This window comes from Tepidimonas sp., assembly GCF_029335975.1.
GTDB lineage: Bacteria > Pseudomonadota > Gammaproteobacteria > Burkholderiales > Burkholderiaceae_C > Tepidimonas.
This window is the reverse complement of the sequence record NZ_JARJMT020000089.1, coordinates 1-6,107: the sequence shown is the minus strand read 5'-3', so window position 1 is coordinate 6,107 and position 6,107 is coordinate 1. Positions and strand designations below refer to the sequence as shown.

Annotated in this window: 7 protein-coding genes; 1 reads left to right on the top strand and 6 read right to left on the bottom strand. The window is 65.8% G+C overall.

Features of this window, described 5'->3' with window-relative positions; all coding sequences use genetic code 11:
* Window positions 1-634: 634 nt before the first annotated feature.
* From P3W97_RS05040 to P3W97_RS05025, 4 genes are all read right to left on the bottom strand, one after another.
* Complete coding sequence (locus P3W97_RS05040) at window positions 635-913, bottom strand: hypothetical protein (protein WP_300844381.1); 279 nt, start codon at window positions 911-913, stop codon at window positions 635-637.
* A complete protein-coding gene (locus P3W97_RS05035; RefSeq protein ID WP_300844384.1) occupies window positions 877-1,368 on the bottom strand; it encodes a hypothetical protein in 492 nt (163 codons plus the stop codon). Before P3W97_RS05035 ends, P3W97_RS05040 begins: the two co-directional genes overlap by 37 nt.
* Before the next feature lie 331 nt (window positions 1,369-1,699).
* Window positions 1,700-1,921 carry a hypothetical protein gene (locus P3W97_RS05030; RefSeq protein ID WP_300844379.1) on the bottom strand — a complete coding sequence of 74 codons (222 nt, stop codon included), beginning with the start codon at window positions 1,919-1,921 and terminating at the stop codon, window positions 1,700-1,702.
* 131 nt (window positions 1,922-2,052) lie between these two features.
* Window positions 2,053-3,246 carry a cupin domain-containing protein gene (locus P3W97_RS05025; protein ID WP_300844377.1) on the bottom strand — a complete coding sequence of 398 codons (1,194 nt, stop codon included), beginning with the start codon at window positions 3,244-3,246 and terminating at the stop codon, window positions 2,053-2,055.
* A 14-nt stretch (window positions 3,247-3,260) separates the two neighbouring features.
* On the opposite strand from P3W97_RS05025, the gene P3W97_RS05020 reads away from it, so the two are divergent.
* Complete coding sequence (locus P3W97_RS05020) at window positions 3,261-3,758, top strand: FKBP-type peptidyl-prolyl cis-trans isomerase (RefSeq protein ID WP_300844375.1); 498 nt, start codon at window positions 3,261-3,263, stop codon at window positions 3,756-3,758.
* Window positions 3,759-3,806: 48 nt separating this feature from the next.
* On the opposite strand, the gene dut is transcribed toward P3W97_RS05020, so the two are convergent.
* Complete coding sequence (gene dut / locus P3W97_RS05015) at window positions 3,807-4,256, bottom strand: dUTP diphosphatase (protein ID WP_300844373.1); 450 nt, start codon at window positions 4,254-4,256, stop codon at window positions 3,807-3,809.
* 20 nt (window positions 4,257-4,276) lie between these two features.
* Window positions 4,277-6,100, bottom strand: coding sequence for a TRAP transporter large permease subunit (locus P3W97_RS05010; protein ID WP_300844382.1), 1,824 nt, complete (start codon window positions 6,098-6,100; stop codon window positions 4,277-4,279).
* Window positions 6,101-6,107: the final 7 nt, after the last annotated feature.

Genomic DNA, 6,107 nt, shown 5'->3' with positions numbered 1-6,107 from the left:
GCCGCCGCCGGGGCAGGCGCGGGGGCGGGGGCTTCTTCCTTCTTGCCGCAGGCAGCCAGGCTGGCGGCGGCGATCAATGCAGCGATCAGAGCGATTTTGTTCATAGGAGGTCGTTTCCGAGTCAGGGATACCGGGAATCTTCGTTACACATTCGTCGCCCCGCCGGCACGGGACAACCGTGGTTTGGGCGCATCGAATGGCCGTCGGCCCAGCGCCTAACCCGCGAATTATGGATCAACCTAGGGTTTACCCTTGTAAGCAAACGTAACGTTAGGCGTCCAGTCAGTACGGACGACGCTCGCTATACAAAGTGCGCCCGGCCCTTCGCACCGGTCGCCGAACGCCAGCAGCGCCGGGCCACCGCCGGTCATGCGAGCATGCGCGCTCATGGCCTCATCTTGGCGATACGGTGGCGGGGAAACGCCGTTGACCGTCACCAGTCCATGGACAGCCGCCACCACCAGTCCACGTCCAGGGCGTCTTGGGCCCATGCCAGTCGATCCAGGATCAAATCGCGCGTTATCAGGACAGCCATGACCGCTCTCCGTACCGTCCGCTCCCGTCGCAGAGCAAGCGCACCGCTCGCGCACATGACGCGCGTGAAGACGCTGCAAAGCGCGTAGCGACATCCTGCTCACCAGCGGCTAGGCCACCACCACAACTCTTGCTGATCCGGCAGATACGCCGCTCGCCAGGCCGAGCACTGCTGCTGCCACTCTGGATCGTCGCGCCAGCGGCTCGCCGCAAGGATTCGACGCACGCCATCAGAATAGTCCGCATCGAGCAGCCCGGCGGCATAATCCTGAGACAGATTGACGCTGGCGTGATACAGCGAATTGACGTCCGCTGTCGGCGTTTCGGGTCCGTCACCGAAGATCAGTGCCAGCGTATCGAGCGGATAAGTCGGTTCCATCGCTTGCTCTCCTTCACGGCGATCCGCGCGCCATTGCGCGCACACCGGTTGGCCCAGGCGCGCTCGAACGCATCCGGGGCGCTGCGGTGTCCATACAGCCCGCGCAGGCTCGCGCTTTCCCAATCCACCACCGCCACGGCGCCAAGCACGCGCGAGCCAAACACATACTGCAACCGCCCGCGGTGCAGCTGCACCGCCACATGCTTTCCCATCTCGATCACGCGCTGCGACATGAGCACATACGTCTGCTCGGCCTGGGCATCATCGCCATCGATGCCAAACTCACGCCGCGCGTGGCGCATGATGACCACCGCCGATTGGCACAAACCCTGGCGCAGATGCGGCGCCTCCCAGGCCAGCTGCCCGCGCCCGGCCTGACGTCTGAACGTCTGCGCCCGCTGACCGTGCTCCGCCGCGGAAAACGTCTCGATGAGCGCGCGGGCTTCGCGACTCACAGCTCCGCCAGCGCACGGCCAGCTGTCACCCGCTCCATCCTCTGTTGTCTGAACTCCGCCGGGTACGGCGGTCGGCTCTTGGGCATCTTGGACTCCTTCTTGCAACTGCGAGATAAGGTGTCCGTGAAAGCGGGGCAACTTCACTCGTGACCTGCCCCTGTTTTCCGTACCAGTGTTTCTGAGCAGTCCTGGGGGTTGAAGGTCAATCGTCGTTTTGTCTGCGAGGTTGGTCGGCCTTGCCCTTGGTCGAGTACGCGCGTGACGTGCTGGCCCGAGATGCTAAAGTCCACTGCAAGCTCTAAGGACTCCATGTTAGCGATGTCCACCACTGTCAGGCACTGGCTGCGCCAGCAGCCCAATCGGCGACGAACGAAGGCTGTTTGCCAAATGAGGTCACCCAAGGTAGCGTTGAGCTGGCTGGGCCACAGCGGGTGGCGGTAGCTGTCTGGCGATCGCCCCACAAGGTGTCCCGGTGGGCTTCGGCCAGCCGCTTCTTGCGCTTGGCGTCCTCGCCGTCGAGCTCCCGCAGGCGCTGGGCTTCAGAGACTCTCATATGCCGTTCTGCCCTTCCCCAGGCTGCCCCTACAGGACGGGTATGCGTCCCACGCCGAAATCTTCCGACGAAGACTGTACGATCATGCGAGATCTGACGGCGATTAAAGTGATTGACGCCCTACGCGGGCATCAGAGCGCGGCATGCAGCCAGCCTGCCTCAAACCACTGAGCCAGGACGGCGCGGGCATCGTCGCTGGCGCGCTGCACCTCGTCAGCCGACAGCGTACGCACATCCGCCAGCCGGCGCATCAAGCGGGCGTCGCGACCGCGCGCAATCAGCGCCTCGCCATTGATGAAGACATGGTGCTCGTCATAGGCCATGCGGGTGCGCCGGTCCAGCACGACGGCGCCGGGCGTCCAGGGGGCTTCGGCCGGCTCGAACCACACGCGCGGTTTGGGCTCGGTCAACACCTCGCCCAAGGCGCAGGCCAGCGCGCGCTCATCCGCCATCAAGCGCAGCAGCCCCTCGCGCGCGAAGGCCTGCAAAGCCGCCGGGATGCGGGCCGGTTCGGCCGTAGCGGGCTGACCGGGATCGCGGTACAAGACATCGTCCTCATGCTCCTCGGCCAGCCGCTGCACCAGCTCGGCCGCCAACCCTCCGCGCTGCGGTACGCGAAAGCCGATGGAATACGTCATGCAGTCATCGCCCACGGCCACGCCGTCGTGGGCCCAGCGCGGCGGCAAGTAGAGCATGTCACCGGGCTGCAGCACCCACTCCTGCTCTGGCTCGAAGCGTTGCAAGATCTTGCACGGCAAGTCGGGCCGCAGTGCCAAGTCCCGTTGGCGGCCAATGCGCCAGCGGCGCTGCCCGCTGGCTTGCAGCAAAAAGACGTCGTAACTGTCATAGTGCGGCCCCACGCCGCCGCCGTCGCTGGCCCAGGAGATCATCACATCGTCCATCCGTACATCGGGTACGAAGCGAAACCGCTGCATCAGCGCATGCACCCCGTCGTGGTGCAGGTCGGCGCCTTGCACCAGCAGGGTCCAGCCGGGCCGCCGCAGCGGCGGCAGCGCGCGCTCGCCGCGCCGTGCGCGGGGATCGAACGGCCCGTGCCGCAGCCGCCAGGTTTGCGCCGGATCGGCAGCGTCGGGATGCTGCTCGATCACGCGCGACTCCACATCCTCGCGTGCAGCCAGCGCAAACAGCTCGGCACGCGACAGCAACGGGCGAAAGCCCGCCACCGCCTGCCGGATCAGCAGCGGGCGGCGCTGCCAATGTCGGCGCATGAATTGCTCGGGCGTCAGCCCACCCAGCAGCGGGGTCGGCTCGGTGGGCTGGGGCCAAGGGAACGCCAGGGCGCTGGAAGCGATGGGTCGTCTCATGGGACAATTGTCCGATGAAAATCGCACCTCCCTGCGTGGCCAGCCTCAGCTGGACCCTGAAGGACACCTTGGGCAACGTGCTCGACGCCTCGGACGAGCCCGTGGAGTTTTTGATCGGCGGCCGCGACCTGCTGGCCAGCATCGAGCAGGCCCTGGTCGGCCGCGGGCCGGGTGAGCGCATGGAGCTGCACCTGGAGCCGAAGGACGCCTTTGGCGACTTCGACGACCAGTTGATTTATCTGGAGCCACGCTCGGCCTTCCCGGCCGAGCTGGAGGTGGGCATGGCCTTCGAGGGGCTGCCCCCGGGTTGTACGCCGGACGCGCCGCGCGATCGGCTCTACTTTGTCAGCGAAATCTATCCCGACCACGTGGTGCTGGATGCCAACCACCCCCTGGCCGGCATGGCCCTGCGGCTGACGCTGCGGGTGCACGATGTGCGCGAAGCGACACCGGATGAGGTCGGGCGCGGCAGCACCGGCACGGGCTTTTTCCAGGTGCATTTACGCGATTGACGGCGCGATTGACCGCCCCGGTCGCCCCGGGTGCGGAATGCGGGCGCATCATGCGCGGCCGGTGGAGCCGTAGCCGCCTTCGCCACGCGCCGTTGCCTCGGCAAACGCCTCGACCAAGCGAAACTGCGCCTGCACCACCGGCACGATGACCAGCTGCGCGATGCGCTCCAGCGGCTCGATGGTGAACGGGACGGAGCTGCGATTCCAGGCGCTGACCATCAGCTGCCCTTGATAGTCGCTGTCGATCAGTCCGACCAAATTGCCCAGAACCAGACCGTGTTTGTGGCCCAGTCCAGAGCGCGGCAGGATGAGCGCCGCGTACCCGGGGTCGGCCAGGTGGATGGACAGCCCGGTGGGTACCAGCTCACATGCGCCACACGCCAAGGTCAGCGGCGCGTCCAGACAGGCGCGCAGGTCCAGTCCCGCGCTGCCTGGCGTGGCATAGGCGGGCGGCTGGGCCTTTAGGCGCTCGTCCAAAATGCGGAGTTCGACCTCCATGGTGGCGATGCTCCCAGAGGTCAAGGTTTGCCGCCACTCTGCATGGAACGCTTGAGCGCTTCCATGGGATCTTCCTCAGCAGACTGGTCCTCGGCAGCGGGCGGCGCCACGGTGTCCGCTGGGGAGTTGCTGTCGGGCTGAGCCGAATCACCCTCCTCCCCTTGTTCGTCCTGTGCCCAGGGGTCATCGCTGTCCGGGTCGCCCACTTGCATATCCATCAATTGCTGCCGGACGGCCTCGGTGTCGGCCTGCACCGCCCTGGAGATGCTGCCGGTGACCAGTTCCGGCCGCGCCAAGACAAGCGCCACCATGATCAGCTGCAGCACGATGAAAGCGATCGCTCCCTTGTAAATCTGCGGTGTGGTGACGGCACCGATGCGCCGGCCCGTGACGGCGTCGGTGTAGTCCTCCCGCGCCGCCACGCTGCGCAGATAGAACAGCGCAAAGCCAAACGGCGGCGTCAGGAACGAGGTCTGCAGGTTCATGGCCAGGATGACGCCGAACCAGATCAGGTCGATGCCCATCTTGTCTGCCACCGGCGCCAGCAGCGGGATGACGATGAAGGCGATCTCGAAGAAGTCGATGAAGAAGCCGAGCACAAACACCAGCAGGTTAACCACCAGCAGGAAGCCAAGCTGTCCGCCCGGTAATTTGTCAAACAAATGCTCGACCCAGATATGACCGTCCGCGGCATTGAAGGTGAAGCTGAAAACCGTGGAGCCGATCAGGATGAACAGCACGAAGATCGAGAGCTTGGTGCTGTTTTCCAGCGCCTGACGCACGATCGACCACGACAGCCGGCGCTTGATCGCCGCCATCACCAGCGCGCCCACTGCGCCCATCGCGCCACCTTCGGTCGGCGTGGCCACGCCGAGGAAGATGGTGCCCAGCACCAGAAAAATCAGCACCAGCGGCGGGATCAGCACGAAGGTGACTTGCTCGGCCAGTCGCGAAAGCAGCCCCAGCCGCAGCAGCCGGTTAAGCGCTGCCAACACCAGCGCCAACAACGCACCGATGGTCGTCGACAGCACCACCACCTCGTCGGTGGGTGCCGGCACGTCCGCAGCCCGGTCGAGCAGCGGGTTCATCACCACTGCATGCACCTGCGCCCAAACCAAACCGGCCAGCGTCACCACCAGCAACAGGGCGATCAGCGAGGCATGCCCACTGGCGCCGTTGTCCTCGCGGTAGATGCGCGCCTCTGGCGGCAGCGCCGGTACCCACGACGGACGCAGAATCGCCACCGCGACGATGAACAGCAGGTACAGCCCGACCAGCATCAGCGCCGGCAGCATGGCCCCCGCGTACATATCGCCCACCGAGCGGCCAAGCTGGTCGGCCAGAACGATCAACACCAGCGACGGCGGGATGGCCTGCGCCAGCGTCCCCGAGGCCGTGATGACGCCAGTAGCGATCGAGCGGTTATACCCGTAGCGCAGCATGATGGGCAGCGAGATCAGGCCCATCGAAATCACGGCCGCCGCCACCACGCCGGTGGTGGCCGCCAGCAGCGCGCCGACCAGCACCACCGCCACCGCCAGGCCACCGCGCACCGGGCCAAACACCTGCCCCACCGTCTCGAGCAGATCCTCGGCCATGCGGCTGCGCTCCAGGACGATGCCCATCAGCGTGAAGAAGGGGATCGCCAGCAGCGTGTCGTTCTGCATGATGCCGAACACCCGCAGCGGCAGGGCCTGGAATAGGTTATCGGGGAACAGCCCGATCTCCATGCCGATGAAGCCAAAAAACAGACCGGTGGCCGCCAGCGAGAACGCCACCGGAAAGCCAGTCAGCAGAAAGACCAGCAGGCCGGCGAACATCACCGGCACGAAGTTGTCGTGCAAAAAAACC